20 protein-coding genes and 3 pseudogenes are annotated in these 24,314 nt (G+C 59.4%); 6 read left to right on the plus strand and 17 right to left on the minus strand.

All coding sequences use genetic code 11. From position 1 onward, the window contains the following. Positions 1-38 precede the first annotated feature (38 nt). Positions 39-897: pseudogene (locus ATI14_RS00005) on the minus strand (YihY/virulence factor BrkB family protein); the annotation flags it as partial. A gap of 174 nt (positions 898-1,071) precedes the next feature. Continuing rightward, a pseudogene (locus ATI14_RS00010) lies at positions 1,072-1,251 on the minus strand (CsbD family protein); the annotation flags it as partial. Positions 1,252-1,449: 198 nt separating this feature from the next. On the opposite strand from ATI14_RS00010, the pseudogene ATI14_RS00015 reads away from it, so the two are divergent. Beyond that, a pseudogene (locus ATI14_RS00015) lies at positions 1,450-1,826 on the plus strand (hypothetical protein). Positions 1,827-1,990: 164 nt separating this feature from the next. Here ATI14_RS00015 and fadD1 read toward each other — a convergent pair. Continuing rightward, a complete protein-coding gene (fadD1, locus tag ATI14_RS00020; RefSeq protein WP_016973104.1) occupies positions 1,991-3,682 on the minus strand; it encodes a long-chain-fatty-acid--CoA ligase FadD1 in 1,692 nt (563 codons plus the stop codon). 385 nt (positions 3,683-4,067) lie between these two features. Continuing rightward, positions 4,068-5,756 (minus strand): long-chain-fatty-acid--CoA ligase FadD2, encoded by a 1,689-nt coding sequence (gene fadD2 / locus ATI14_RS00025; RefSeq protein WP_016973103.1) that lies wholly within the window; start codon positions 5,754-5,756, stop codon positions 4,068-4,070. A 210-nt stretch (positions 5,757-5,966) separates the two neighbouring features. Here fadD2 and ATI14_RS00030 point away from each other — a divergent pair, with 210 nt between their 5' ends. Together ATI14_RS00030 and ATI14_RS00035 are read left to right on the plus strand one after the other, a co-directional pair. After that, on the plus strand, positions 5,967-6,911 hold the full coding sequence (locus tag ATI14_RS00030) for an alpha/beta hydrolase (RefSeq protein WP_080520194.1): 945 nt from the start codon (positions 5,967-5,969) through the stop codon (positions 6,909-6,911). A 52-nt stretch (positions 6,912-6,963) separates the two neighbouring features. Beyond that, a complete protein-coding gene (locus ATI14_RS00035) occupies positions 6,964-7,434 on the plus strand; it encodes a MaoC family dehydratase (protein WP_016974188.1) in 471 nt (156 codons plus the stop codon). A gap of 137 nt (positions 7,435-7,571) precedes the next feature. Here the strand turns inward: ATI14_RS00035 and ATI14_RS00040 are convergent, their stop codons facing one another. Beyond that, positions 7,572-8,039, minus strand: coding sequence for a ferritin-like domain-containing protein (locus ATI14_RS00040; protein ID WP_016974187.1), 468 nt, complete (start codon positions 8,037-8,039; stop codon positions 7,572-7,574). Positions 8,040-8,246: 207 nt separating this feature from the next. Between ATI14_RS00040 and ATI14_RS00045 the strand changes: the two genes are divergently transcribed. Together ATI14_RS00045 and ATI14_RS00050 are read left to right on the plus strand one after the other, a co-directional pair. Next, positions 8,247-8,483, plus strand: coding sequence for a DUF3820 family protein (locus ATI14_RS00045; RefSeq protein ID WP_016974186.1), 237 nt, complete (start codon positions 8,247-8,249; stop codon positions 8,481-8,483). 10 nt (positions 8,484-8,493) lie between these two features. Continuing rightward, a complete protein-coding gene (locus tag ATI14_RS00050; RefSeq protein ID WP_016974185.1) occupies positions 8,494-9,669 on the plus strand; it encodes an aminotransferase class V-fold PLP-dependent enzyme in 1,176 nt (391 codons plus the stop codon). Between the two features lie 199 nt (positions 9,670-9,868). Here ATI14_RS00050 and ATI14_RS00055 read toward each other — a convergent pair whose 3' ends face one another. Genes ATI14_RS00055 through zwf form a run of 3 tightly spaced genes read right to left on the minus strand, consistent with a single transcriptional unit; the run spans position 9,869 to position 12,718 of the window. Continuing rightward, positions 9,869-10,534 (minus strand): bifunctional 4-hydroxy-2-oxoglutarate aldolase/2-dehydro-3-deoxy-phosphogluconate aldolase, encoded by a 666-nt coding sequence (locus ATI14_RS00055; RefSeq protein ID WP_026013852.1) that lies wholly within the window; start codon positions 10,532-10,534, stop codon positions 9,869-9,871. Positions 10,535-10,551: 17 nt separating this feature from the next. Next, entirely contained in the window at positions 10,552-11,265 is a 714-nt protein-coding gene (gene pgl / locus ATI14_RS00060; RefSeq protein ID WP_031320408.1) for a 6-phosphogluconolactonase, read from the minus strand. Further along, positions 11,252-12,718 carry a glucose-6-phosphate dehydrogenase gene (gene zwf / locus ATI14_RS00065; RefSeq protein ID WP_017253694.1) on the minus strand — a complete coding sequence of 489 codons (1,467 nt, stop codon included), beginning with the start codon at positions 12,716-12,718 and terminating at the stop codon, positions 11,252-11,254. The genes pgl and zwf overlap by 14 nt, the downstream gene beginning before the upstream one ends. Before the next feature lie 219 nt (positions 12,719-12,937). Here zwf and ATI14_RS00070 point away from each other — a divergent pair, with 219 nt between their 5' ends. Further along, positions 12,938-13,798 (plus strand): MurR/RpiR family transcriptional regulator, encoded by an 861-nt coding sequence (locus ATI14_RS00070; protein ID WP_177006621.1) that lies wholly within the window; start codon positions 12,938-12,940, stop codon positions 13,796-13,798. A 113-nt stretch (positions 13,799-13,911) separates the two neighbouring features. Here ATI14_RS00070 and ATI14_RS00075 read toward each other — a convergent pair whose 3' ends face one another. From ATI14_RS00075 to ATI14_RS00115, 9 genes are all read right to left on the minus strand, one after another. Then, a complete protein-coding gene (locus ATI14_RS00075) occupies positions 13,912-14,757 on the minus strand; it encodes a D-hexose-6-phosphate mutarotase (RefSeq protein WP_016973203.1) in 846 nt (281 codons plus the stop codon). A gap of 220 nt (positions 14,758-14,977) precedes the next feature. Beyond that, entirely contained in the window at positions 14,978-16,324 is a 1,347-nt protein-coding gene (locus ATI14_RS00080; RefSeq protein ID WP_016973204.1) for a carbohydrate porin, read from the minus strand. Positions 16,325-16,408: 84 nt separating this feature from the next. After that, the gene (locus tag ATI14_RS00085; protein WP_016973205.1) at positions 16,409-17,569 is read right to left on the minus strand and encodes an ABC transporter ATP-binding protein; all 1,161 of its coding nucleotides are present in this window, start codon (positions 17,567-17,569) and stop codon (positions 16,409-16,411) included. Between the two features lie 2 nt (positions 17,570-17,571). Continuing rightward, positions 17,572-18,417 carry a carbohydrate ABC transporter permease gene (locus ATI14_RS00090; protein ID WP_016973206.1) on the minus strand — a complete coding sequence of 282 codons (846 nt, stop codon included), beginning with the start codon at positions 18,415-18,417 and terminating at the stop codon, positions 17,572-17,574. Next, positions 18,410-19,318 carry a carbohydrate ABC transporter permease gene (locus ATI14_RS00095; protein WP_017253695.1) on the minus strand — a complete coding sequence of 303 codons (909 nt, stop codon included), beginning with the start codon at positions 19,316-19,318 and terminating at the stop codon, positions 18,410-18,412. The genes ATI14_RS00090 and ATI14_RS00095 overlap by 8 nt, the downstream gene beginning before the upstream one ends. 92 nt (positions 19,319-19,410) lie before the next feature. After that, positions 19,411-20,697, minus strand: coding sequence for an ABC transporter substrate-binding protein (locus ATI14_RS00100; protein ID WP_016973208.1), 1,287 nt, complete (start codon positions 20,695-20,697; stop codon positions 19,411-19,413). A 104-nt stretch (positions 20,698-20,801) separates the two neighbouring features. After that, positions 20,802-22,061: a D-mannose isomerase gene (locus ATI14_RS00105; RefSeq protein WP_016973209.1), complete on the minus strand. Its 1,260-nt coding sequence runs from the start codon at positions 22,059-22,061 to the stop codon at positions 20,802-20,804. A gap of 255 nt (positions 22,062-22,316) precedes the next feature. Then, positions 22,317-23,162 carry an ATPase gene (locus tag ATI14_RS00110; protein WP_016973210.1) on the minus strand — a complete coding sequence of 282 codons (846 nt, stop codon included), beginning with the start codon at positions 23,160-23,162 and terminating at the stop codon, positions 22,317-22,319. 127 nt (positions 23,163-23,289) lie between these two features. Then, on the minus strand, positions 23,290-24,288 hold the full coding sequence (locus tag ATI14_RS00115) for an NAD-dependent epimerase/dehydratase family protein (protein WP_016973211.1): 999 nt from the start codon (positions 24,286-24,288) through the stop codon (positions 23,290-23,292). Between the last annotated feature and the right edge of the window lie 26 nt (positions 24,289-24,314).

Raw genomic sequence — 24,314 nt, forward strand, 5'->3', positions numbered from 1 at the left:
GCTGTTTCTCATCCATGCCTGCATGTTCATCGAACTCCTTTTTCCCCCGGGTCCTTGCCTTCAGCCGACATGTGTTCGATCACGGCATTCATTTCTGCACCCAGCAGTAACACGGCGGCAGAAATATAGAAGTACAGGAGCAGGACGATGATCGCACCGATACTGCCATACATGGCGTTGTAATCGGCGAAGGTTTTTACGTAATAACCGAAGCCCAGGGAGGCGACAATCCAGACCACCACGGCCAGCACCGAGCCCGGGGTGATGAAGCGGAATTTCTGCTCTACGTCAGGCATCACGTAGTACATGAGGGCCACGGCGAACATCAGCAGAATCACGATCAGCGGCCAGCGCAGGATGGTCCACAGCGTAACCACGAATTCCTGCATGCCGATCTGTCCGGCCAGCCACTCCATGACCTGCGGGCCGAGTACCATCAGCGCCGCAGCGGCGAGCAACATGCCGGCGATGCCGACGGTGTAGAAAATCGACAGCGGAAAACGCTTCCAGATCGGTCGGCCTTCCACCACGTCATAAGCGGCATTCATCGCGCTCATCATCAGGCGCACGCCGCGGAGGCAGTCCACAGGGCGATGACGATACCCACCGAGAGCAAGCCACCCTTGGATTGCTGCAACTGGTCGATCACCGGGTTGACCTGCTCTAGCGCCTGGGGTGGCACACCAGCTCCGATTGCATGCGCAGCCAGGTGAAGAAGTCCGGCAGGTGCAGGAAACCGATCAGGGCAATCAGGAACAGCAGGAAGGGGAACAGCGAGAACAGCATCTGGTAGGCCAGTGCCGAGGCGTAGGTAGGCATTTCGTCATCGACGAATTCCTTGACGGTGCGTATCAGCACCTGGTGTAGCTTGAGCCCGTCTAGAACCGGAAAAATCATAGCGTCTCCTTTCGCCGCAAAGAGGATGAGGTCGTGGGCGACTCAGGGGCCGTTTTCTACATCAAAAGTAGCCTACTTGGCGACTTTGAAAACAATGACAGGGTTTTAGTTGCAGCGTGCGACATAAAAACGGCCATCCGTGGATGGCCGCTGGCTGCAGGTGGAAAGCCTATTGGTGGCTTTCTTGACTGCATCCTTGGTATCGCCTACGGCCTTTTCGACCTGGCCTTTCTTTTCCTGCACCACGCCTTCAGCGCGCAGTTTGTCGTTGCCGGTGACTTTGCCGACGCCTTGCTTGATGTTGCCGACGGCTTCGTCTTTCAAACCTTTTGCCTTATCCGCTGTGCTGCCCATGGTATTTCTCCAGAAGAACAATCAAGGGTTTTGGTCATTACGTAAAGATTGACCCGGGCCGGTTCGGCAGAGTTTCAATTATTTTCAGGCTGCATTTCATCGTCGCTCGCAGGTTTGGCTTTATGTTTTGCAGCCAACCCATGAAATGCGCGGCACATTCAGGCTATAACGCTGAATAACAGATCCCGTAGGAAGGTTATGAAACTCAATAAAGCACAGGCCATCGCCCGCAGAACACCGAACTGGGCGGTGCCGTACTCGGCGTCAACAACTGCCATTTCACCGACCTGGACCGCAAGCGCAACATCTGGTGGTTCGACCTGCCGGTGGGCCGCATTGCCGTGGGCCAGTACGAGTGGATCCACCTGTTGATGCATAACGCCGAGACTGACCAGTTTGCTGCACCTGAAGGTGCCAACCGTGTTCCTGCGCGAGAAACTCGAAGGGCTGGTGGTACGCAACGCGGGCAAGCGCAAGCCGGAGATCACCTGGAGCTGAGCGCGGACAAGGATTCGTTCCTCAAGGATGTACGCCCGGCGGGTGCGGGCGTGAGCTTCGCGCAGTTTGCCCTGTAAGCACGCGGTTAAAAATTGTGGGAGCTGGCTTGCCTGCGATAGCGATGGGCCAGTCAACACGGGTGTAACTGATGTGCCGCTATCGCCGGCAAGCCAGCTCCCACAGTGGATTGCATTTCAATCCAGCCCATAAAAAAAACCCGCAATCGCGGGTTTTTATGGGGTTATTTTTTAAGACCGAGCTTCTTCAGCTCTTCATCACGCAACTCACGCCGCAGGATCTTGCCCACGTTGGTAGTCGGCAAGGCATCGCGGAACTCCACGGCCTTGGGCACCTTGTAGCCGGTGACGTTGGCGCGCATGTGCTCCATCACCTGGTCTTTGGTCAGGGTGGCCCCCGGCTTGACCACGATGAAGATCTTGATGTGCTCGCCGGACTTGTCGTCCGGCACGCCGATGGCGGCGCATTGCAGCACGCCCGGCAGGGTCGCCAGCACGTCTTCGAGTTCGTTCGGGTAGACGTTGAAACCGGAGACCAGAATCATGTCTTTCTTGCGATCAACGATGCGCATGTAGCCATCTTGCTGGATGATCGCGATGTCGCCGGTCTTCAGCCAGCCTTCGCTGTCGAGGATTTCGGCGGTGGCGTCTTCGCGCTGCCAGTAGCCCTTCATCACTTGCGGGCCCTTGATGCACAGCTCGCCGATTTCGCCCAGGGGCAGCTCGGTGCCGTCATCGGCGATGACTTTGCACAGGGTCGAGGGCACCGGAATACCGATAGTGCCGATCTGGGTGTACTGGATCGGGTTCACAGTGGCCACGGGGCTGGTTTCGGTCATGCCGTAACCTTCGCAGATGCCACAGCCGGTCACGTCTTTCCAGCGCTCGGCGGCCGCCAGTTGCAGGGCCATGCCGCCCGACAGGGTGACTTTCAGCGCAGAGAAATCCAGCTTGCGGAAACCTTCGTTGTTGCACAGCGCCACGAACAGGGTGTTCAGGCCAACGAACCCGCTGAACTTCCACTTCGACAGTTCCTTGACCATGGCGGGCAGGTCACGCGGGTTACTGATCAGGATGTTGTGGTTGCCGATCAGCATCATCGCCATGCAATGAAAGGTGAACGCATAGATGTGGTACAGCGGCAGCGGCGTGATCAGGATCTCGCAGCCTTCATTGAGGTTCGAGCCCATCAGCGCCTTGCACTGCAGCATGTTGGCGACCAGGTTGCGGTGGGTGAGCATCGCGCCTTTCGCCACGCCGGTAGTGCCGCCGGTGTATTGCAGCACGGCTACATCGCTGCTGGCAGGGCTGGCATCGTTGACCGGTTGGCCGTGCCCCTTGGCCAGCACGTCGTTGAATTTGATCGCCTTCGGCAAATGGTAAGCCGGGACCATTTTCTTCACGTACTTGATGACGCTGTTGATCAGCAGGCGCTTGAGGGGCGGCAACAGGTCGGCGACTTCGGTGACGATAACGTGCCTGACGCCGGTTTTGGGCACGACCTTTTCCGCCAGGTGGGCCATGTTGGCCAGGCAGACCAGGGCCTTGGCACCGGAGTCGTTGAATTGGTGTTCCATTTCCCGCGCGGTGTACAGCGGGTTGGTGTTGACCACGATCAGGCCGGCGCGGATGGCACCGAACACGGCGACCGGGTATTGCAGGACGTTGGGCAGTTGCACGGCGATGCGGTCGCCGGGCTTCAAATCGGTGTGCTGTTGCAGGTACGCGGCGAAGGCGCCGGACAATTCGTACAACTCACCGTAGGTGATGGTCTTGCCCAGGTTGCTGAAAGCCGGTTTGTTGGCGAAGCGCTGGCAGGACTGCTTCAGTACCGCCTGAATATTCGGATACTCGTCTGGATTGATGTCGGCAGCAATCCCGGCGGGGTACTTATCCTTCCAAAAGTCTTCGTTCATGGAAGCCCACTCCTCAGCGACGCGAATTCATCATCGCATTTGATGCGATTATTATTGGTGTATGTTTTTTTAAGGTGAATCTGGCGCTTTAAAGCAGGCCTAGAAGTCACAAAGCGCGCCGAGAGTAGCAGCTTTGCCAAGGGCCGCCTAGAGCCAAAAGAGGGCCCTACAGTCATAATCATGACTGTCCTACAATATTTGGTCACACTTTAAATCAGGCCAGGATAACCCAGCAAAAGGCTCTGGAATAAGGCTTTGAGGACCACAGATCACGAATGTGGGAGCTGGCTTGCCTGCGATAGCGGACCTTCAGTCGATATATCCGGTGACTGAAAGATCGCTATCGCAGTTAAGCCAGCTCCCACATTTTTGACGGTGTTTTATGTCAGGCGATGTCGCGCAATTCCCTGCGCAAAATCTTGCCCACCGGCGTCATCGGCAACGACTCGCGCAGCACGATATGCTTGGGCACTTTATAGCCGGTGAAGTTGGCCTTGCAGTACGTCTTCAACTCCTCAAGGCTCACGCCCTGGGCCCGCGCCACGACAAACAGCTTCACCGCTTCGCCCGTGCGCTCATCCGGCACGCCGATCACGGCGCAGTTGGCTACGGCCGGGTGCGCCATCACCACGTCTTCGATTTCGTTGGGGTACACGTTGAAGCCCGACACGATGATCAAGTCTTTCTTGCGATCGACAATGCTGACAAAACCATCGACATCGATCACCGCAATGTCGCCGGTCTTGAGCCAGCCTTCGTCGTCCAGGGTTTCGGCGGTGGCCACCGGTTGCTGCCAGTAGCCCTTCATCACCTGCGGCCCCTTGATGCACAGCTCGCCACGCTCGCCCAAAGGCAACTCGCGGCCTTCATCATCGATAACCTTCATCGCCGTGCCCGGCACCGGAAGGCCCACCGTTCCCAGCCGTGATTGACTGCCGTAAGGGTTGGTGCTGGCCACCGGCGAGGTTTCAGTCAGGCCGTAGCCTTCGCCAATGGAGCAACCGGTCACCGCCTTCCAGCGCTCAGCCGTGGCCTTGACCAACGCCGTGCCGCCGGAGTTGGTGATTTTGAGGTGGGAAAAATCCAGGGTCTTGAAATCCGGGTGATCCATCAGCGCGACGAACAGCGTATTCAGCCCGAGCAGGCCAGAGAACCGCCACTTTTTCAGTTCCTTGATAAAGCCGCCGATGTCCCGCGGGTTGGTGATCAGCACGTTGTGGTTGCCGGTCACCATCATGCACATGCAATTCGCCGTGAAGGCATAGATGTGGTACAGCGGCAGCGGCGCGATCATCACCTCCTGCCCTTCCCTCACGAGCGGCTGGCCGTCGTCGGCGACCTGGGACATGCACGCTCGCGCCTGCTGCATATTGGCCACAAGGTTGCCGTGGGTGAGCATCGCGCCCTTGGCCAGGCCCGTGGTGCCGCCGGTGTATTGCAGCACGGCGATATCATCCAGGGTCACCGGGTGGCGGGTCACGGCCAGGCCTGCCCCCATGCGCAGGGCGCGCTTGAACGACACGGCGCGTGGCAGGCTGTAGGCAGGGACCATTTTCTTGACCTTGTCGACCACCGTGTTGATCAGCCAGCCTTTGGCGGCGGGCATGAAGTCGCCCATTTTGGCTTCGATCAGGTAGTCGATCTCGGTGTCGGCACACACTTCCTGCACCCGTGAACCGAACAGGTTGAGGTACACCAGCGCACGCACCCCGGCGTCCTTGAACTGGTGGCGCATCTCGCGCGGGGTGTACAGCGGGTTGGTGTTGACCACGATCAGCCCGGCGCGCAGCGCGCCGAACACGGCAATCGGGTAATGCAGCACATTGGGCATCTGGACCGCGATGCGCTCGCCCGGCTTGAGGTCGGTGTGATTTTGCAGGTAACCGGCGAACGCCGCACTCTGGCGCTCAAGCTCGGCGTAGGTCAGGGTGATGCCCATGTTGCTGAACGCCGGACGGTCGGCAAAGGCCTTGCAGGAACGCTCGAACACTTCGATGACGGACTTGTAGGTGCTCAGGTCGATGTCATTGGGAACGCCCGCGGCGCGTTTGTCATTCCAAAAATCAGGTTGCATTATTCTTGTCCTCTTACCTGAGTGTGTCCGGCCGCTTTTTCGTCGCTATAAAAAGCGGAGCTTTGGGGACGTTAGCAGCTATCACCAAACAGGCAAATACGCCCAACTGTGTCATTTATTGTATGAATCTTGCCCCTAACGTGTAGGCAGATACCCCGCCCCCTGACGGATGAGCTATACACTGCATCGACCCCGAGCAAAGGAAGCGCCATGAACCACAGCACCTTCTGGCTGACCGCGAACGACCACACCCGGCTGTACGTCAATCAATGGCTGCCGGAAGGCCCTGCCAGGGCGATGATCATGCTGTCCCACGGTATGGCCGAGCACAGTGGCCGCTATGGGCGTCTGGCCGAGGCGCTGTGTGCTGCCGGTTACGGCTTGTATGCGCTGGACCAGCGTGGCCATGGCCGCACCGCCGACGAAGGCACGCTGGGGTTGTACGCTGAAAAGGATGGCTGGAACAAAGTCGTGGGCGACCTCGCCAGCCTCAACCAGCACATCGCGCACCAAGCGCCTGGCCTGCCGATCATCCTGCTGGGGCACAGCATGGGCAGCTATATCGCCCAGGCGTATTTGCTGCACCACAGCGCCAGCCTGAACGGGGCGATCCTGAGCGGTTCGAATTTCCAGCCGGTCGCGCTGTACCGCGCAGCCGAGTTGATTGCCCGCATTGAGCGCGCACGCCAGGGGTTGCGCGGGCGCAGTGCGCTGATCGACTTTCTGTCGTTCGGCTCGTTCAACAAGGCATTCAAGCCCAACCGCACGGCCTTCGACTGGCTCAGCCGCGACCCGGTCGAAGTGGATAAGTACATCAACGACCCGCTGTGCGGTTTCCGCTGCACCAACCAGCTGTGGGTCGACCTGCTTGGCGGCCTGCAGCAAATCAGCAAGGCATCCAACCTCGCCCAGATCGATCCGGGCCTGCCGATTCTGGTCATCGGCGGCGAATGTGATCCGGTGAGTGAGGGCAAGCGTCTCAAAAGTCTGGCTCATGCCCTGCGCGAGGCCGGCTGCCAAAACCTGCAACTGACTCTTTATCCGCAGGCGCGCCATGAGGTGTTCAACGAAACCAACCGCGACGTTGTCACAGCGGATGTGCTGACGTGGCTCGACCAGGCGCTGACATTACACAGGCCGGCGCGCTGCGAATAATTTATTGTTTTAAATCATATAATTACCGATTTACCACAGGATACACCCCTCGATGACTCAGGTTACCAACACCCCCTACGAAGCCCTTGAAGTCGGCCAGACCGCCAGTTTCAGCAAAACCGTCGAAGAGCGTGACATCCAGCTGTTCGCGGCCATGTCCGGTGACCACAACCCGGTGCACCTGGATGCCGAATACGCCAAGTCGACCATGTTCAAGGAGCGTATCGCCCACGGTATGTTCAGCGGCGCCCTGATCAGCGCAGCAGTGGCATGTGAGCTGCCTGGGCCGGGCACTATTTACATCGGCCAGCAAATGAGCTTTCAGAAACCGGTAAAAATCGGTGACACCTTGACCGTGCGTCTGGAAATTCTCGAGAAATTGCCGAAGTTTCGCGTGCGCATTGCCACTCGAGTGTTCAACCAGCGTGATGAGTTGGTAGTGGATGGCGAGGCGGAAATCCTGGCGCCGCGCAAGCAGCAGGTGGTGACCTTGACTGAACTGCCGCCGATCAGCATCGGCTGATATCACTCCCGAAATTTGCAAAATAAAAATGTGGGAGCGGGCTTGCCCGCGATGACGGCCTGTCAGTCAGACTTCTTGTCGACTGATCTACCGCTATCGCGGGCAAGCCCGCTCCCACAGAGGTTACATGCCGGTAATCAAGAGTTGGCGCGAGCCTGATTGCGCAGGGCTTTCACCTGGTCGTGGTTACGTTGCGCGCCGTGGTACTGACGCTCAACCAGGTCACGAATACCCAGCAGGTTGTGCTTGTTGATCTTCTCGATCGCTTCCTTGTAAGCCTTCAACGCGTGGTCTTCACCGCGCTCGGCTTCGTTCAGTACAGCTTCTTCATCCTTGCCGGTGACCAGCGACTTCACGTCAACCCAACCACGGTGCAAGGCACCGGCTACCGAACCGGACTTCTCCGGATCACCACCCAAGGCACGCACAGCAGTTTGCAGCTCGGCGGCGGCGGTGGCGCAGTCAGCGGAGCGCTTGGCGAAGAGCGCTTTGAGCTCCGGGTGTTTGATGTCTTCAGCACAGGTTTTGAAGCCTTCCTGGCCGTCCTTGCTGGTTTCGATCAGGTCGTTGAGTACGGAGATCGATTCTTTGTTGATGTCAGTCATTTTTCAATTCCTTGTGCGGGTTTAAGAAAGGTGTAGAGGTAGTTGCAGCGCACGTGCCAGTTTTCGAAAAACAACTTTATCTATACATTTCAACAACTTACAAATTATTGAACCATCTGTATGTACGTTATTTGCATGATCTGTCATTTGGCCTTCATGCAGAATGCCTGTATTTTTCCGGGTCTCGACTTGAACGCCTGAAACCCCATGAACCCCGAAAAACTTGAATTGCTGATCACCCGTGAAATGCCCTTCGGCAAGTACAAGGGGCGGATCATCGCCGACCTGCCCGGCCCCTACCTCAATTGGTTCGCCCGTGAAGGTTTCCCCCACGGTGAACTGGGCGGCTTGCTGGCGTTGATGCAGGAAATCGACAGCAACGGTCTTTCTGACCTGCTGGAGCCATTGCGCGCCAAACACGGCAATCCCGCCCCTCGCCATTAAGAGTCTCGCCATGCCAAGGAATGCTGATAACGAACACCACTGGCACACCATTGCCCAGCGCTACGAGCTGGAACCTGGCCCGATCAATCTGGAGAACGGTTACTTCGGGCGCATGAGCCGTGTGGTGCGAGCGCAGTACCTGGAACACGTTGCGTTTATCAACCGCAGTAACTCGCTGTATGTGCGTCAGCGCTTTGAAAGAGGCGAGAACGTTGAGATACGCCGCCAATTGGCCGAGCTGATCGACGTCGATCCGGAATCGGTGGCTTTCACCCGCAACGCCACCGAGGCCCTGCAGTCGTTGATCCGCAACTACAACGGCCTCAAACCCGGCGATCAGGTGCTGATCAGCGACCTGGAGTACGACACGGTCAAAGGCGCGATGCGCTGGCTGGCAGGTATTCGTGGTGTGGAAGTGGTCGAACTTTCCCACGCGCATCCGGCCAGTTTCGACAGTCTGGTGCAAACGTATCGCGATGCCTTTGCGCGCTACCCGCGCCTGAAGCTGATGGCGCTGACCCATGTCACCCATCGCACCGGCCTGGTGATGCCGGTCGAGGCGATTGCCAAGGCCGCGCGCGAACGCGGCATTGACGTCATCCTCGACGGCGCCCACGCCCTCGGCCAGATCGAGTTCAACCTGCCGCAGCTGGGCATCCAGTTCGCCGGCTTCAACCTGCACAAATGGATCGGCGCACCGCTGACCCTGGGCTTTCTGTATATCGCCCCGGAACGCCTGGCGGACATCGACCCGGACATGGGTGAGTTTCACTACCCGATTACGGATGTGCGCGCGCGGACGCCCTACAGCACACCCAACTTTCCCGCGCTGATGACCTTGCCGTTGGTGTTTGAAGAGCATCGTGCGCTGGGTGGCTCAGCGGCTAAAGGTGCGCGAGTGAATTACCTGCGGGATCTGTGGGTCAGCCAGGTGCGGCCGTTGGCCGGGATTGAGGTGCTGACGTCCGATGACCCTAGATTGTATTGCGGGATTTCGGCGTTCAAGTTTGTCGGGCGGGATCAGCAGGTAATGGCCGACAGTTTGCTCAAGGATTACGGCTTGTTTACCACTACGCGGGTGGGTGCGGCGTTTGGCAGTTGTATTCGGGTGACGCCGGGGTTGGTCACGTCGGCTGCGGACATCAATGTATTGGTGAAAGCCATTACTGAACTAGCCGCAGATTAACCAGTGGGAGCTGGCTTGCCTGCGATGGCATCACCTCGGTGTAACCGAATAACCGGGTGAAGCTATCGCAGGCAAGCCAGCTCCCACAGCTGAACATCGGAGTTCTTGGGTTTTTCTACAGGCAAAAAAAAGCGGCGCACCGACCAAGTGCACCGCAAAAATGCCGTCAAGCACAGCAACAACGATTCGTTAAATCAGATCAGTCCAGCAGCGCCAACGCCTGAGCGGTGACTTCCTGGATGCGCGCCCAGTCGCCGTTCTTGACCCACTCCGGGTCCAGCATCCAGCTACCGCCTACGCACATCACGTTTTTCAACGCCATGTAGTTTTTGATGTTGGCCGGGCCAACGCCGCCGGTTGGGCAGAATTTGACTTCGCCGAACGGGCCGCCGAGCGCCTTGATGGCCGCTACGCCGCCGCTGACTTCAGCGGGGAACAGCTTGAAGCGGCGATAACCCAGGCCGTAGCCTTCCATGATGCCGGAGGCATTGCTGATGCCCGGCAGCAGCGGGATCGGGCTGTGCACGGAGGCCTCCAACAGGTCACGGGTGATGCCTGGGGTGACGATAAATTGCGAACCGGCCACTTCTGCCGCTTCGAGCATGTGACGGTCGAGCACGGTGCCCGCGCCGGTGCACAGTTCAGGGCGTTGCTCGCGCAGCACCTGAATGGCCTTGAGGCCGAACTCGGAACGCAGGGTCACTTCCAATGCGGTCAAACCGCCTGCTGCCAGGGCATCGGCCAGCGGCAGGATGTCCTGTTCGCGGGCGATGGTAATCACCGGCAGGATCCGCGCCTTGGCGCAGAGGCTGTCGATCAGGGCAACTTTGTCCGCCATGGACACGGTCGGTTGAGGGCTTTTCATAGCGGCTGATCCTTGGCTCATGGGCACCAGTAAATCTCTAAAGTAGGTTGCAAAAACGCGCGAATCGGCATGGCGGCGACGTCGTCACTCGCCAGCGCGGCGCTCAAGGTGGTCAACTTCGAGCTGCCGGAAATCGACAGCACGGTGTAGTGGGCCGTGGCCAACAGTGCGCGACTCATGGTCAGGCGCTGATGCGGCACGGTCGGCGCCAGCATCGGCCAGCAACGGCGGGTACCGTCGGGCTGCAGGGCTTCTTTCAGATTCGGGCTGTCGGGAAACAGCGACGCGGTGTGGCCGTCATCGCCCATGCCCAATACCAGCACATCAATGGCTGGCAGTTCTGCCAACTGGCGATCGGCCAGTTCGGCGGCGTCTTCAAGGTTCGCGGCAACGTTGTACAGGCTCAGGAATTTCGCCTTCGCCGCCGGGCCTTGCAGCAGATACTTCTTCAACAGGCCGGCATTGCTGTCGGCGTGTTCGACCGGCACCCAGCGCTCGTCGGCCAGGGTGATGGTGACATTGGACCAGTCCAGGTCCTGCCTGGCCAGGTTCTGGAAGAAGGCAACTGGGCTACGGCCACCGGACACCACCAACGTCGCTTCGCCACGGGCGCCGAGGGCGGCGCGCAGTTGCGCGGCCACGTCATTGGCCAAACCGTCCGCCAGCAACACCGGTGTGCGGTACTCATGGGCCGTTACGCCCTGCGGCAGTTTCAATTCAGATATCGCCATACCACGACCTCCCATCCCGCGTGATCAGTGCAATCGAGCTCATCGGCCCCCAGGACCCAGCCGCATACGGCTTGGGCGCATCGCCGGATTTTTTCCACCCGGCGATCAACTGGTCACACCACTTCCACGCGGCTTCAATTTCATCTTTGCGAACAAACAGGTTCTGATTGCCGCGCATCACTTCCAGCAACAACCGCTCGTAGGCATCGGGAATCCGCGCGCTGCGATAGGTGTCGGAAAAATTCAGTTGCAGCGGGCCGCTGCGCAGTTGCATACCCTTGTCCAGGCCTTGTTCCTTGGTCATCACGCGCAAGGAAATACCTTCGTCCGGCTGCAGACGGATGATCAGTTTGTTGCTGATCTGCAGGCGCTGCTCGGGGGCGAAGATGTAGTGAGACGGTTCCTTGAAGTGGATGACGATCTGCGACAGCTTTTGCGGCATGCGCTTGCCGGTACGCAGGTAGAAAGGTACGCCGGCCCAGCGCCAGTTGCGGATATCGGCACGCAGGGCGACAAAGGTTTCGGTGTCGCTCTGGGTGTTGGAGTTGTCTTCTTCCAGGTAACCCGGCACGGGCTTGCCGGCGCTGTAACCGGCGATGTACTGGCCGCGCACCACTTGGGTGGTCAGGCCTTCCGGGCTGATCGGCGCCAGGGCCTTGAGCACCTTGACCTTCTCGTCACGGATGCTGTCGGCGGACAGGTCGGCCGGTGGGTCCATGGCGATCAGGCACAGCAGCTGCAGCAGGTGATTCTGGATCATGTCGCGCAGTTGGCCGGCCTTGTCGAAATAGCCCCAACGGCCTTCGATGCCGACCTGCTCGGCCACGGTGATTTCCACGTGGGAAATGTAATGCTGGTTCCACTGGGTTTCGAACAGGCTGTTGGCAAAACGCAGGGCGATCAGGTTCTGGACGGTTTCTTTGCCCAGGTAGTGGTCGATGCGGTAGGTGCGGTTCTCCGGGAAGAACTGCGCCACCGCGTCGTTGACCTTGCGCGAGGATTCCAGGTCCGAGCCGATGGGCTTTTCCAGCACCACACGGGTGTTGTCCGCCAGGCCGACCTTGGCGAGGTTCTCGCAAATCGCTCCATACACCGCCGCCGGGGTGGCGAAGTAGGCGATCAGGGTTTGTGCAGTACCGGCGATATCCGCCAGGGCAACGTAGTCGTCGGCATTTTTGAAGTCGACGTGGACGTAGGTCAGGCGGGCCAGGAAGCGCTGGGCGACGGCTTCGTCCAGTTCCTTGCCGACGTATTTGCGTAATTCTTTTTCGATGTGGGCCACGTGTTGCGGCGCGTCACCGGCTTCTCGGGCCAGGGCCAGGATGCGGGTGTCGTCGTGCAAGAGCCCGGCGCCATCGAGTTGATAGAGGGCAGGAAATAACTTGCGCAGCGCCAGATCACCCAAGGCGCCAAACAGGGCAAAGGTGCAGGGTTCTACGGTTATCGAAGGCATGATGTTTGTTCTTTTATCAAGTTAAGCTACAAATACCTTTTTTCAAGGCATCACTCAAGGAAAAATGTAGTAATAACCACAACATTTTCCCGAAATACGCATTCCGAGTGGTGGTGTTCAGCTACGCTAAGTAGGATAGGCCACCGCAAAGGGCCGCTCGTCGATTGATTACCGCCCCTTATTTGCATCGTCGCCCGAAGGAAAGACTGAATGGACCGCGTGCGAAATCTTCTGGAACAGATCCAGAACCGCCTCGAAGAATTGAACAAGGCCGAGCGCAAAGTCGCTGAAGTCATCCTGCTCAACCCGCAGCAGGCCACCCGCTTCTCGATCGCCGCCCTCGCCCAGGCCGCCTCGGTCAGTGAACCGACGGTCAACCGTTTCTGCCGTTCATTCGGCGTCAGCGGTTACCCTGAACTCAAATTGCAACTGGCACAAAGCCTGGCCAGTGGTGCGGCGTATGTCAGCCGCGCCGTGGAAGCCGATGATAACCCTGAGGCTTACACGCAGAAGATCTTTGGCAGCGCGATTGCATCATTGGACAGCGCCTGCCAGGCGCTGGACCCGGCCCTGATCAGCAAGGCCGTGGATTTGTTGATCCAGGCGCGACAGATTCACTTCTTCGGCCTCGGCGCTTCGGCCCCGGTGGCGATGGATGCGCTGCACAAGTTCTTCCGCTTCAACCTGGCCGTGACCGCCCACGCCGACGTGTTGATGCAGCGCATGATCGCCTCGGTGGCGCACACGGGCGAGCTGTTCGTGATCATTTCCTACACCGGGCGCACCCGCGAGCTGGTGGAAGTGGCGCGTATCGCCCGTGGAAACGGTGCATCGGTGCTCGGTGTGACTGCCGAAAACTCGCCGCTGGCCAAGGCCAGTACCGTGAGCCTGAACATTCCGCTGCCGGAGGACACCGACATCTACATGCCGATGACCTCTCGGATCATTCAACTGACGGTGCTGGATGTGTTGGCGACCGGCATGACCCTGCGCCGTGGCGTGGATTTCCAGCCGCATTTGCGCAAGATCAAAGAGAGCTTGAATGACAGCCGGTACCCGGTAGGGGATGAATTCAACTAGCAGGAGCCTCCACCAGGAGTAGCGGCCCTATCGCAGGCAAGCCAGCTCCCACAGGGGAATGCATTCCAAATGTGGGAGCTGGCTTGCCTGCGATAGGGCCGGAAGCCACACCGCTAAACCCCGGCCCTGGCCTGCAAGCTCAAATGCGCCCTCTCCCCCGGCGCCAAACTCGCGCCGGCCATCGCCGACTCCACACACACAAACCCCGACGCCTCGTTGAAACTCACCCCCAACAGCGGTCGGCTGCCAGGGTGCCACACCACCGTGGCGGCACTGTCTCCGGTGTCGATGCACAGCTCGCGCTGCCAGGCGTGATCCTTGAGCTGCAGCTCGCCGTCATGCTGGAACACCCGCTGACAGCCGCCATCGACGCGCAATTCGCCTTCCTGCTGGCAAACCTGACGGCTGAGCTGGTCATAGCCTTGCGCGCCGTCGAGTCCAGACAGCGCTATCTCATCCACGTGACCAATGCGCCAATAAGCATGCAACGCATGGCTCAACTGGCAGGGCAGTTCGTCCTGATGCTCGGTACTCAGGCGCAGTTCCAGGGTTTCGCCCAGGTGCGCGTGCAGGTCCACCTGCCAGTCGCACAGTTGCAGTTGCCAGTGCAGGCGCACGCCGTCCTCGTCGGTGCGGCTGTCGAGCAGCTTCCAGTCGATCAAGCGCGCCCACCCATGGGACGGCCAGGCGTTTTCGCTCGGGTGGCGGCCATACCACGGCCAGCAGACCGGCACGCCGCCACGAATGGCGCCCACCTGCGGCCACTTCGCCGCACACCACAGCCAGGGCTTTTGGCCCGTGGGCTGAAAGTGCAGCAATTGCGCGCCCTGGCGACTGAACACCGCCTGGCACAGCGGGTGGTCGATCACCAACACGTCGCGCATCTGAAAGCGCTCCCAGGCGAACACCGGACGCTCGCGCAGGGATTTGAAAAAGCGTTGCAGCGGATGCTCATGCATGTGCCACGGTCCTGAAATCCAATATCGCTCAAACTTGGGTTCCCTGTGGGAGCTGGCTTGCCTGCGATGCGGGCGACTCGGTTTGCCTGAATAACCGAGCCGATGCAATCGCAGGCAAGCCAGCTCCCACATGGGTTGTGCAGTGTGCAGCCGAAAAAAAGCGGGTAGCCATGGCTACCCGCAAAATGCGCACAGAGAGAAGGAGCTTATCGCAACAACGTTAGAACGTAGTCTGAATTTTCAGGCCTGCGACCAATGCGTTGTCGACTTCTTTAACACCGCCCGGGTTTTTGATGTATTGCAGGTTCGGACGTACGGTCAGCCAGTTGGTGACGTGGACACCGTAGTTCAGTTCGACGTTGTACTCGGTGTTCCGCAGCGGTGTGAACCCCGCCTGGTCATAGTCGGTGAAACCGCCGGCAGCGTTGAGCAGCTCGGAGTTCTTCTTCACGTCACTGTTGGCGTGAATACGGGAAACACCGATACCGATGTCATCCTTGGCACGCGCGTCGAATGGACCTTTGTACACGAGCATCAACGACTGGTAGTTGTCGACCAGGTTGGTGTCTTTGTCGTGGAAAGTCACGTTGGCCGCGATGTTCAGGCCGCGGGAAGCATCGCCGTTGTGCGTGGTGAGTTGCTGTTGCAGAACACCCCAGTAGCCGGTCTTGCTGCTGCGAACACGGAAAGCTGCGCCCGTGGTGCCGGCGTCGTTACCGTTGACGTCTTCACGAACGTCGGCCGCATCGGCCGTGCTCTTGTAGTAACCCACACGGTATTCGCCCGGCAGGCCATTGACCTTCGGCGACCAGACCAATTCCACCGGCAATACGGTGCCCTTGGTGCCGCTGCCGCTGAGTTTGAAGCCGTTGCCGTGCTCCAGCTGCGACGGGTTCTGGTTGTACGCACCGATTTGCGCATACAGCTCTGGCGTGATGTTGTACTTCACGCGGATAGCCGCCTGGCTGACGGGCCAGTTGTACCAGGTGTTGACGTAGTTACCCACTTGCGAGCCGCAGAACGACAGGTTCTGGAAGTCGCATGGGAAGGTGTTGAAATCTTCGCCTTCACCGAAGTAACCGAGTTTCACATCCAGCTTGTTGTCGAACATCTGGTGCTGGATCCAGAACTGGGTCAGACGCACCATGTGGCCACGGCCATCAACTTCTTGAGACGAACTCAAGGTGCCGGCACGCGGGTCGCCAATACGGTCATTGGAGATGTTGTAACCATTACGGTTGGTCAACTGGATCTTGGCCTGGGTGTTATCCCAGCCCCACAGTTTTTGCAGGTCCAGTGCTACGCCCAGACCGACCTGGTCAGCGTAACGGGCAGTCTTGTCATCGTTGAAGCCGCCATGCAGGTTGGCGCCCATTTCCCCGACGTAGTCGGCTTTGATGTCGATACCTTGCTCAATCAGCTTGGTACGCTCGCCGCCCCAATCACCGGTCATCCATTTGGAATCGGAGCTGAAGGCATCGGCCGCCATCGCATTGGCGGACAATACCAGGGCTGCTGCTGCTGACAGTTGGCAGATCAGCCGGGTGTTGTTGTGTTGCTTTTTCATCCCTACATCCTCGTCTTTATTGTTATTAAACTGTTTTTATCTAACGCGGTTTACTTTTTTTAACTAAAACAACAACTTATCTTCTCAGCGGCCTTTGAACTGGGCCACATTGTCGGCATGTCCCTGTGCAGGCAAAGAAGCTGCAGTACCCAGGCGCTCGCCCGTCTTGGCGTCAAACAGCAGCACCTTGGCCGGATCAAATTGCAGGGTCAGGGTCTCGCCTACCTGCGGTGCCACGTCCGGAGCCAAACGGCAGCAGACCTTGGTTTCATTCAGTTGCACGAACACCAGCGTGTCCGGGCCGGTCGGCTCGGTGACCTGGACTTCGGCACGAATGCTCGAAGAACCATTGCCCTCCCCCGACGCCAGCACGATTTGCTCCGGGCGCAGGCCCAGAATCACGTCGCGATCTTCCAGGCCGGCATCGTTCATGCTCAACGGCAGTTCACAACGAGCCTGGCCGCTGTCGAGCAGCGCCACCAACTTTCCGTCCTTGCGTTGCAGGCGCAAAGGTACAAAGTTCATTGGAGGTGAACCGATAAAGCTTGCCACAAACAAGTTGGCCGGGTCGTTGTAAATTTCTTTCGGCGTACCGAATTGCTGAATGATGCCGTCCTTCATCACCGCCACTTTGTCGCCCAGGGTCATTGCTTCGATCTGGTCGTGCGTCACGTAGACGGTGGTGGTCTTCAGGCGCTGGTGCATCAGCTTCATTTCGGTGCGCATTTCGACGCGCAGCTTGGCGTCCAGGTTGGACAGCGGTTCATCGAACAGGTAGATCTTCGGACGACGCGCCAGGGCACGGCCCATGGCCACACGCTGTTGCTGGCCGCCGGACAATTGGCCCGGCTTGCGATTGAGCAGGTGCTCGATCTGCAGCAGTTTGGCCACGCGCGCCACTTCGGCGTCGATATCCGCCTGGGCCATCTTGCGAATCTTGAGACCGAACTCGATGTTCTCGCGCACGCTCATGGTCGGGTACAGCGCGTAGGACTGGAACACCATGGCGATGTCACGATCCTTGGGGCTCATGCCGCTCACATCCTGGTCGCCGATCATGATCGCGCCACCGGTGATGGTCTCCAGGCCGGCGATGCAGTTCATCAGCGTGGATTTGCCGCAGCCCGAAGGGCCGACCAGAATCAGGAATTCGCCTTCCTTGATCGACAGTTCGATGTTCTTCAAGGTGTCGGGCAGGCCGGCGCCATAGGTCTTGTTTACATTGCGAAGTTCAAGCGTAGCCATGATTACCCCTTGACCGCGCCGGCTGTGAGGCCGCGCACGAAATACTTGCCTGCGATCACATAGACCAGCAGGGTCGGCAGCCCGGCGATCATCGCCGCCGCCATATCCACGTTATATTCCTTGGCCCCGGTGCTGGTGTTGACCAGGTTGTTCAGCGCCACCGTGATGGGCTGGGAGTCGCCGCTGGAAAACACCACACCGAACAGGAAGTCGTTCCAGATCTGGGTGAACTGCCAGATCAGGCAAACCATGATGATCGGCGTCGACATCGGCAGAATGATCTGACGGAAGATGGTGAAGAATCCCGCACCGTCCAAACGTGCGGCCTTGATCAGCGCATCCGGAATGCTCACGTAATAGTTACGGAAAAACAGTGTAGTAAACGCCAGCCCGTAGACCACGTGCACAAACACCAGGCCTGTGGTGGTACTGGCCAGGCCCATTTTGCCGAGGGTGAACGACGCGGGCAGCAGTACGGTCTGGAACGGCAGGAAGCAGCCGAACAGCAGCAGGCCAAAGAACAACTGCGAGCCTTTGAAGCGCCAGAACGACAGCACATAGCCGTTCAATGCGCCGATGGCGGTAGAGATCAGCACCGCCGGAACGGTGATCTTGATCGAGTTCCAGAAGTAACCATCCACCGTGGCCCAGGCCTTTACCCAGCCGATGCCGGTGACCACGGTCGGCCAGCTCAGCAGGTTGCCGGTGCTGATGTCTTCCGGGGTCTTGAAGCTGGTGAGCAACATCACCACCAGCGGCACCAGGTACAACAGCACCGCGAGGATCAGCACCGCGTAGATCGCGATGCGGCTCAGGCTGATGCCAGGTTTGGAAGCGAGACTAGTCATTACGCTTGGTCCTCAGCTCGGAGTACAGGTAAGGCACGATGATCGCGAGGATCGCACCGAGCATCAGGATTGCACTGGCCGAGCCCATGCCCATCTGGCCGCGACTGAAGGTGAACGAGTACATGAACATCGCCGGCAGGTCGGACGAGTAGCCCGGGCCGCCAGCCGTCATGGCCGCCACCAGGTCGAAGCTCTTGATGGCGATGTGCGCCAGGATCATCACCGCACTGAAGAACACCGGGCGCAGGCTGGGCAGCACCACGCTCCAGTAGATGCGCGGCAGGCTCGCGCCGTCGATCTGGGCGGCACGGATGATCGATTGGTCGACACCGCGCAGGCCGGCGAGGAACATCGCCATGATGAAGCCCGAGGCTTGCCACACGGCGGCAATCACCAGGCAGTACACCACGCGGTCCGGGTCGATCAGCCAGTCGAGACGGAAGCCTTCCCAGCCCCAGTCCCGCAGAAGTTTGTCCAGGCCCATGCCCGGGTTGAGCAGCCATTTCCACGCGGTACCGGTCACGATCATCGAGAGCGCCATCGGGTACAGGTAAATGGTGCGGATAAAGCCTTCACGACGGATTTTCTGGTCGAGAAAAATCGCCAGCGTCACGCCGATCACCAGGGTGATGCCGATAAACATCCCGCCGAATACCGCCAGGTTCTTGCTCGCCACCCACCAGCGGTCGTTGTCGAACAACCGGGCGTATTGCGCAAGACCGGCCCATTTGTAGCTGGGCAGGAAGGTGGAGTTGGTGAACGACAGAACGAACGTCCACAGGATGTAGCCGTAAAAGCCCACCAGAACGATGAACATGCTCGGCGCCAGCACCAGTTTTGGGAGCCAGCGCTGCAGTGCGTCGAACGGCGAGGCCTTGCTGAACACAGCAACAGAACTCATGGGAAAATCCAGTACAGGGAAAAAGGACTACAGGAGCATGCCTTGTGAGGGGTCAGGGGGTTTCCCCTCACAAGGACCAGCAGTGCTAACCGTTACTTGGCAGACTTGATCGCGGCACCGAGTTTCTTGGCGGTGTCGGCCGGGTCGGCTTTCGGGTCGTTGATGTAGTTGGTCACGACATCAAAGAACGCACCTTGTACGGCCAGGGTGGTGGCCATGTTGTGCGCCATGCTTGGTTGCAGGCCGCCGGTCTTGGCGTCAGCCAGGAAGTCCTTGGCAGCGGTCTGGGCGCAGGAGTCAAAGCCGTACGAGTCCATTTTCTGCAGCATGTCGGTCCGCACCGGGATCGAGCCCTTGTTGATGCTGAAGACTTTCTGGAAGTTTTCACCCAGCACGACTTTGGCGATGTCCTGCTGACCGGCAGCAGTGCCTTTGTCTTTCTGCTTGAACACCGCCAGGGAGTCGATGTTGTAGGTGAAGGCTTTGTCGGTGCCCGGGAAGGCTACGCACTCGTAGTCTTTGCCGGCGACTTTCTTGGCGGCAGTCCACTCGGACTTGGCCCAGTCACCCATGATTTGCATGCCGGCCTTGCCATTGATGACCTTGCCGGCTTCGAGGTTCCAGTCCTGGCCTTTGCCGTCGACGTCCATGTAGGTCGCGACTTTCTTCAGCTCAGTCAGGGCCTTGACCATTTCAGGGCCGGTCAGGGCGGCGTTGTCCAGGTCAACCAGGGCTTTCTTGTAGCCGTCCGCACCCATCACCGACAGGACGACGGCTTCGAAGACAGTGCTGTCCTGCCAAGGCTGGCCACCGTGGGCGAGCGGAATGAAGCCCGCGGCCTTGAGCTTGTCGCCGGCTGCGTAGAATTCTTCGAGGGTGGTCGGGTTCTTGGTGATACCGGCTTTCTTGAAGACTTCCGGGTTGATCCACAGCCAGTTCACGCGGTGGATGTTGACCGGTACGGCAACGTAATTGCCTTCGTACTTCACGGTGTCGGAGACTTTCTTGTCGAGCAGGGAATCCCACTTCTCTTCTTTGGCGACGTCTTTGAGTACGTCGGTGTCGAGCAGGCCGGTCGACGCCCATTCCTGGATGTCCGGGCCTTTGATCTGGGCAACGCCTGGCGGGTTGCCAGCCACTGCGCGGCTTTTCAGCACGGTCATGGCCGTGGCGCCACCGCCGCCGGCTACAGCACCGTCTTTCCAGACGAAGCCGTCTTTTTCAACTTGAGCCTTCAGTACATCTACAGCCGCTTTTTCACCGCCGGAGGTCCACCAATGCACCACTTCAACCGTCCCTTTTGAGTCGGCGGCAAATGCACTGAGGGGAAACAACGAGGCAATGGAAATAGCAACGGCGAGGCGATTAATCGCGTTCATCTGAGTACCTTTTCTTGTTGTTATGCATGCAAGTCTGGAGCTTGCGCTGCACGGAGTTTAAACAGGGATATTTGGGCCGCAGGTAACAAAGGGACGCACAAATGTCACCACTTAGTGACATAGCAGCCGCGACCCAAGGCGCTGGTCATGCTGGGAGACAAGGGTAGCGCAGGCAGCACCACCGCTTGCCAGGCATGGTACAGGTCTGGCTTGCCACCCCAGATTTTGCTGCTGGGCCGGTTTTGCGGGCTCAGTTCGTGGTGCCAACTGCCATGAACCCGGTCGATGAAGCGGGTTTCGCAGAACTCCCAGAAGCGGCGATACCAGGTTTCGTAATGCAGCTCACCTGTGCGTTTGAGCAAGGCCTGGGCGGCAGCGCTGGCTTCGGCGTGAGTCCAGTGCAGGCGCTCGCGCACCACGGGCTGGTGGTTCCAGTCCAGGGTGTAGACGATGCCGGGGGCACCGTCCACGGCCCAGGCGTATTCACAGGCGCTGGCGAACAGGCCTTTGGCGTCGTTCACCAGCCAGTCCGGCGTGGGTAGCCCGGCTTGCAAACGCGCGGCTTCCAGGTGCAGCACCAGCCGCGCCCATTCAAAACCGTGGCCGGGGGTGATGCCATAAGGGCGGAAGCCGTCGGCCGGGTTGTCTTCGTTGTAACCGAGCAGGGGCTTCCACTGGGTGTCGAAATGCTCGATGACCATGAACTGGTTGGCGGCAGCGTGATGGTGGATAACGCGTTCGACAATGCGCAATGCACGGTCCAGCCAGCGCGTGTCGCCCGTCACATCCGCCAGCGCGAGGAAGGCTTCGGTGGCGTGCATGTTGCTGTTGGCGCCACGGTAGGCTTCAACGCCGGTCCAGTCCCGGGCGAAGGATTCGAGCATCACGCCCTCTTCTTCGCTCCAGAAAAACTGGTCAATGATGTGGATCGCGTCGTTCAACAGGTTTTGCGCACCGGGCGCCCCCGCCACCACTGCCGAGCTGGCGGCCAGGGCCACGAACGCATGCAGATAGGCAGCCTTGCCACTGTTGCCATCCAGGGCGTTCGGCGCGGCGAACCAGCCGCCGTGCTCGCTATCACGCAAAGGGCCACTGAGCGCGGCAACCCCGTGCTCGACCAGCTCGGCATAGCCCGGCAGCCCCATGGCGTGGGCCATGGCAAAGCTGTGGGTCATGCGGGCGGTGTTCATGGTTTCGGCGTGGGCTTCGGCCGGCAGTTGGCCTTTGTCGTCCAGGTTGCCGAAGCCGTCGGGCAGTTGCGAGGCTTTGGCGAATGCCAACAGGCGCTGACCTTCGGCGGCAAGCCAGGCGTGATGGGCAGGTGCATTCAGCCAGCTGCTGGCAGGCAGTGGTTGCGTGGTCATGGGTGGCCCTTATTATTTTTTATGGGATGACCGGAGTCTAAACAAGGGCGGGGTGGGGGCAAGTAACGAAGCGGAGGGGAAATGTCACCACCTTGTGACATTCCTTGAAAGCGACTCTTTTTATGAGCTGGCCAGGATCTAAATTGTGGGAGCTGGCTTGCGTGCGATGGCATCACCTCGGTGTGTCAGTTACACCGCGGTGATGCCATCGCAGGCAAGCCAGCTCCCACATTTATCCGAGTCGCTCAGGCGCGGTCACTGACCCAGTGGCGTAATGGTCGCCGGCGCGTTGAGCCGCTGATTCAGGTTCTGCACCTGGCTCTGCAAGGTGGTGATGTTGCGCGTGGTCTGGATGCGGAACACGTCGAACTCCTTGTTGGTCGGCGCATCGCTGTTGGCAGGTTGGTTGTCTTGCGCGCTTTTGAGCACGACCAGGTCCTGTTCAAGACGCGCGATGGCGGCGCTCGGGTTGCCCTGTTTTTTAAGTGCCGCGACGTCGGCGGCCAAGTCCTTGATTTCGGCATCGCGCTTGCCCGAATCCCCTTGCGCAGCCTTGAGGGTAGCGACGGCATCGGTCAATGCCTGCACCTGGCCTTGAAGCTTGGCATTGGCGTTGGACAGGTCAGTGGTGCTGGCGCTCATCTGGGCCAGGCGCTGGTCAAGCTCGGTCGCCTGGCCCGCCACGCCGACCTGCTGCTTGCCCTGCTCCAGCAACTGGGTTTCCAGCGCCTTGATCTGCAGTTTCAGCGCTTCGCTGCCGTTGTTCACATTGGCCTCGCTGGCCACCACCTTGCCGGAAATATCCTGCAGGCGCCCCGCCGCTTCTTCGCTGATGCGCGCAAAACTTTCCTGAGTGGCGACCAATTGCTGGCCCATCAGGGAAATCTGTTGGAAGCTCCACCACGCCAGGCCCGCGAAGGCGATCAGCAGCGCGCCGACCAATGCCCACAGCGGGCCGGTACTGGCGCTCTTGACCCTGACCACCGGCGTGCTGCGTGAACGCACGGAGGTGGCGGGCGTCGGCTCGAAATCATCATCGTCCCCAACGTCGGCGCGCAGGCCGGGAACGTTGTCGAAATCGTCTTTAGCATCGTTACGCATGAATCAATCCTGAATCAATGAGATGGCTACCTGGAACGCCGAGCGATCGGAGTATAAACCGCGTTCGCGCCGCACAGATCGACCCGGAACCGCGAATTCGGTTCCCGATGTGTTGCCTGTTGTGACCTTACCGGAACGCCGGATCCTGGGCTTTCCACCAGCTGCAAAACTCGTCGAGAGCCGTCCACAGGCTGACCTTGGGCTCGTAGTCGAGATAATGCCTCGCCCGGCTGATGTCGAGGGTGAAATCTTTGTTCATGACCTGCATGCCCAACCGCGACAGCGCAGGTTCCGGACGCCCCGGCCACATGGCGCAGAATGCCTCGTTCAGGGCTGCCACGCTGTAGGACAAACCGTAGGACCGGTACCGCGTGACCTGCGGCATGCCCATCTGGCGCATCACGTAGTTCACTACATCCCACACCGGCACCGGCGTGCCGTTGCTGATGTTGTAGGCCTTGCCCAGTGCGGAGCCGGTGGCCAGCAAACCGCTGAGCAAGGCTTCGTTGAGGTTGTGCACGCTGGTGAAGTCGACCTTGTTCAGGCCGTCGCCGACGATGGCTAGGCGGTTCTTGCGCTGCATCTTCAGCAGGCGCGGAAAGATGCTCATGTCGCCGGCGCCGGTGACGAAACGCGGGCGCAGGGCCAGCACTTCCAGGCCGAACTCCTGGGCACCAAAGACCTTCTGTTCCGACAGGTACTTGGTCGCGGCATAAGGATGCTTGAAGCGCTTGGGCACTTGCTCTTCCGTCAGGCCCAAATGATCGCGGCCGTCAAAATAGATCGACGGCGACGACAGGTGCACCAGGCGCCCGACCCGTTGCTTCAGGCAGGCCTCGACGACATTTTCAGTCACCAGCACATTGCCTTGATGGAAGTCCTGGTACTTGCCCCACAGCCCGACGGAGCCGGCGCAATGCACCACGGCTTCGACGTCGCGGCACAGCTCGCGCACCAGGTCGGCATCATTCAAGTCACCCTGGATAAACTCGGCGCCGCGCCGTATCAGGTGCTCCACACCTTCGGCGCGCCGCCCGTTGACCCGTACGTCCAAACCCTGCTCCAGGGCGAAACGCGCAAAGCGCCCGCCAATGAAGCCGCTTGCGCCGGTGACCAGAATTTTCATTTGTTACCCCATGTTCTTTCGTTTTT

Origin of the sequence: Pseudomonas tolaasii NCPPB 2192, from assembly GCF_002813445.1 — a bacterium.
Classification (GTDB): Bacteria; Pseudomonadota; Gammaproteobacteria; order Pseudomonadales; family Pseudomonadaceae; genus Aquipseudomonas; species Aquipseudomonas tolaasii.

Excerpts from the sequence above, each read along its gene's own strand:
- ATI14_RS00115 (WP_016973211.1), bottom strand. The coding sequence starts at position 24,288 with ATGAAAATTCTGGTCACCGGCGCAAGCGGCTTCATTGGCGGGCGCTTT.
- pgl (WP_031320408.1), bottom strand. The coding sequence starts at position 11,265 with ATGGCGATATCTGAATTGAAACTGCCGCAGGGCGTAACGGCCCATGAG.
- ATI14_RS00080 (WP_016973204.1), bottom strand. The coding sequence starts at position 16,324 with ATGAAAAAGCAACACAACAACACCCGGCTGATCTGCCAACTGTCAGCA.
- ATI14_RS00085 (WP_016973205.1), bottom strand. The coding sequence starts at position 17,569 with ATGGCTACGCTTGAACTTCGCAATGTAAACAAGACCTATGGCGCCGGC.
- ATI14_RS00030 (WP_080520194.1), top strand. The coding sequence starts at position 5,967 with ATGAACCACAGCACCTTCTGGCTGACCGCGAACGACCACACCCGGCTG.
- ATI14_RS00100 (WP_016973208.1), bottom strand. The coding sequence starts at position 20,697 with ATGAACGCGATTAATCGCCTCGCCGTTGCTATTTCCATTGCCTCGTTG.
- fadD1 (WP_016973104.1), bottom strand. The coding sequence starts at position 3,682 with ATGAACGAAGACTTTTGGAAGGATAAGTACCCCGCCGGGATTGCTGCC.
- zwf (WP_017253694.1), bottom strand. The coding sequence starts at position 12,718 with ATGCCTTCGATAACCGTAGAACCCTGCACCTTTGCCCTGTTTGGCGCC.
- ATI14_RS00045 (WP_016974186.1), top strand. The coding sequence starts at position 8,247 with ATGAACCCCGAAAAACTTGAATTGCTGATCACCCGTGAAATGCCCTTC.
- fadD2 (WP_016973103.1), bottom strand. The coding sequence starts at position 5,756 with ATGCAACCTGATTTTTGGAATGACAAACGCGCCGCGGGCGTTCCCAAT.
- ATI14_RS00090 (WP_016973206.1), bottom strand. The coding sequence starts at position 18,417 with ATGACTAGTCTCGCTTCCAAACCTGGCATCAGCCTGAGCCGCATCGCG.
- ATI14_RS00055 (WP_026013852.1), bottom strand. The coding sequence starts at position 10,534 with ATGAAAAGCCCTCAACCGACCGTGTCCATGGCGGACAAAGTTGCCCTG.
- ATI14_RS00110 (WP_016973210.1), bottom strand. The coding sequence starts at position 23,162 with ATGCGTAACGATGCTAAAGACGATTTCGACAACGTTCCCGGCCTGCGC.
- ATI14_RS00095 (WP_017253695.1), bottom strand. The coding sequence starts at position 19,318 with ATGAGTTCTGTTGCTGTGTTCAGCAAGGCCTCGCCGTTCGACGCACTG.
- ATI14_RS00105 (WP_016973209.1), bottom strand. The coding sequence starts at position 22,061 with ATGACCACGCAACCACTGCCTGCCAGCAGCTGGCTGAATGCACCTGCC.
- ATI14_RS00050 (WP_016974185.1), top strand. The coding sequence starts at position 8,494 with ATGCCAAGGAATGCTGATAACGAACACCACTGGCACACCATTGCCCAG.
- ATI14_RS00075 (WP_016973203.1), bottom strand. The coding sequence starts at position 14,757 with ATGCATGAGCATCCGCTGCAACGCTTTTTCAAATCCCTGCGCGAGCGT.
- ATI14_RS00035 (WP_016974188.1), top strand. The coding sequence starts at position 6,964 with ATGACTCAGGTTACCAACACCCCCTACGAAGCCCTTGAAGTCGGCCAG.
- ATI14_RS00040 (WP_016974187.1), bottom strand. The coding sequence starts at position 8,039 with ATGACTGACATCAACAAAGAATCGATCTCCGTACTCAACGACCTGATC.